This window comes from Novacetimonas hansenii JCM 7643, assembly GCF_000964405.1.
Lineage (GTDB): Bacteria > Pseudomonadota > Alphaproteobacteria > Acetobacterales > Acetobacteraceae > Novacetimonas > Novacetimonas hansenii.
In genome coordinates, this window is sequence record NZ_BANE01000240.1 from 1 (window position 1) to 2,413 (window position 2,413).

Annotated in this window: 3 protein-coding genes; 2 read left to right on the plus strand and 1 reads right to left on the minus strand. The window is 54.0% G+C overall.

The genetic code is table 11. From position 1 onward, the window contains the following. Positions 1-496: 496 nt before the first annotated feature. The gene (locus B7G66_RS13965) at positions 497-649 is read left to right on the plus strand and encodes a DUF3309 family protein (protein ID WP_003621614.1); all 153 of its coding nucleotides are present in this window, start codon (positions 497-499) and stop codon (positions 647-649) included. 673 nt (positions 650-1,322) lie between these two features. Further along, positions 1,323-2,216: a metallophosphoesterase gene (locus tag B7G66_RS13975; protein ID WP_159107968.1), complete on the plus strand. Its 894-nt coding sequence runs from the start codon at positions 1,323-1,325 to the stop codon at positions 2,214-2,216. On the opposite strand, the gene B7G66_RS18465 is transcribed toward B7G66_RS13975, so the two are convergent. Then, positions 2,188-2,413, minus strand: a 226-nt coding sequence (locus tag B7G66_RS18465) for a hypothetical protein (protein WP_206778200.1), incomplete at its 5' end; no start/stop codon positions are given. The genes B7G66_RS13975 and B7G66_RS18465 overlap by 29 nt on opposite strands.

Sequence of the window (2,413 nt, forward strand, 5' to 3'; positions counted from 1 at the left end):
CTTTTTGAAAAAAGCTTCACCAAAAACTTTTATGATTTCACGATTTTATCGGACTTAGCTGTTCAAACAGGCTGTTAAAGACTTCTTTAAAACATCACATCAAGAGAAAACGGGAACATTTCAGTCATAACAATAATTTTTCAAAAAATCAGACTTCCATAATACCCTAAAATTATAAAGATTTTTGGTGAAGCTTTTCCTAAAAGCTTCAAAAGACGCCACCTTTTTGAAAAAAAAGCGACACCCAGAGACTTTTCCTGTTTTTCATCAATCACTTGTTTTCAGACAACCTCTTGGCGAAAGGCCATCAATCACATGCCATCGGCAGGTCAGTGCACGATGGCCGGGTACCCGATAACAGGGAACTTCACGACGGATATGGGGTTATCGCCCCAAGATATCGCCGTGACACGACCATGTGGGGCCAGCATCGCGGCACCCGCCCGGTGTGGTTGATGGCACCACGGCGATGCCCCATTCCCGAAGGGTCCGAACAATGAACAATATCCTTCTTGTCATCATCATTATCCTGCTGATCGGGGCGTTACCAACTTGGCCCTACAGCGTGGGATGGGGCTATTATCCCTCGGGCGCGCTGGGGCTTGTGGTTCTTGCGCTGGTGGTCCTGATGATCATGGGGCGAATATGACGCCCCATTCCCTACGCGCCCCTGCTGGAAAATAGAGGCAGAAACAGGCGGTCGGGCCTTTCCCGCCGCCTGTTTTCATATTCGGCCCCGGCCCCTGCCTGGGGACAGGCCGGGACGTGATTGCATGCCCCGCGCATAACACCCTGCCTGTACCGGACGGGACGATACGGGGTCTGCCCCCCACATGCGCCATGCGGACCATGCTGCATCATGACAGGCAGGAACGAAAGGCTGGCACGGAACATTGGCACGATATACTGGCATGACACACTGGTACAAAAGGCTGGACGGGGCCGTTTTTCAGGAACGTGACGTCCCCTGAGGGATTGTTTAAAAACAAATCCAAGAAAAGTTTCCAGATGTTGCCTTTCGATCGGAGAAGGCGACGTCTTCTGAAGCTTTTTGGAAAAAGCTTTACCAAAAACTTTTATGATTTCAGTCTGTTATTGATCCTGACTTTTCAAATAACCCCTGAGGCTTTCTGCACAGGATGTTCCCGGAAAATATCCTGATGATTTCAATATATTGAATGGGTCATTCGTGAAAAATCCCCTATTCATGAATGATCCGCCGGGGTGGACCGCCATGGTGCAATGCCCTCGACAGGTCAGCTATGACCCGATCATCATGCATGCAGGAAAAAAAACGCACGACCATGCATGAACTGCCCCCCATGCCACAACACATCACATTGCGCATTGGCGCGCCCCTGCCCGCGCCCGTGTCACTGCCGCCAGGACACGTGGAATTCGTCATTGGCGACGTGCATGGCGAACGCGCGCACCTGCATGCGCTGCTGCGCCATTGCGCGCGGCATTTCCCCACCGCGACCTGCACCTCCCTTGGGGATGTGATCGACAGGGGGCCAGACAGCATCGGCTGCCTGATGGATGTGCTGGATTTCGCACGCCACGGCAAACTGCCGGGGACGGACATCGCCTTTCACGCGCTGCCGGGCAATCATGAACAGATGCTGTTCGCCCCCCTGTTCAACCCGGATTATCCCGACACCTTCGCCGGGCATGGCGGCGACTGGCTGATGCCATGGAAAGGGGCCTATGGCGGCGATACATGCCGCGCGCTGGTCCATGCCGCGATGGCGGCGGGCATCGCGCATGACGCGGCGCGGTCCATGGTGGATTATGCCATCGCACGATGGAAACCCGGCACGGATGGCCGCCCGTCCATCGCCACGTTCCGCACCATCGGGTCGGTACTGTTGCTGCATGCGGGCATCAACCCCACCGCGCCGGACCCCGTGGCATGGGCACGGCGGTATAACGCGCTGCATGCCCATGACGACGACAATCCCCTGTGGATACGCAAGGCATTTCATACCTCCACCACCCCATGGCCCGGCGGGTGGTTCGTGGTGCATGGCCATACGTTCGAACACCGCATTCCCACCGCGCGCGACGGAACATGCAAACCCATCGGGACATTACGACCCGAAGGATACCGGCTGGGCCTTGATGCGGGATCAAGTGCAACCGGAATCGTCGCTGCGGTCGCAATCACCCATGGTGCGGTGCAGATCATCACCGCCCACCAGTCCCGTGACGGATGAAACAGCCACACAGGGGATAATGGATCATGCAAAAAGGACAGGTGTTCAGGCGTGACCTTATATTTTGATAACATGCAATATTTTTCAAAGATCTTTGAAAAATATCCTTGCCCGGAACTTCTGTTGTTTTAGAGATTGCTTGAAAACAAGTCATTGATAAAAAACAAGAAAAGTTTCTGGGTGCTGCCTTTTTTTCA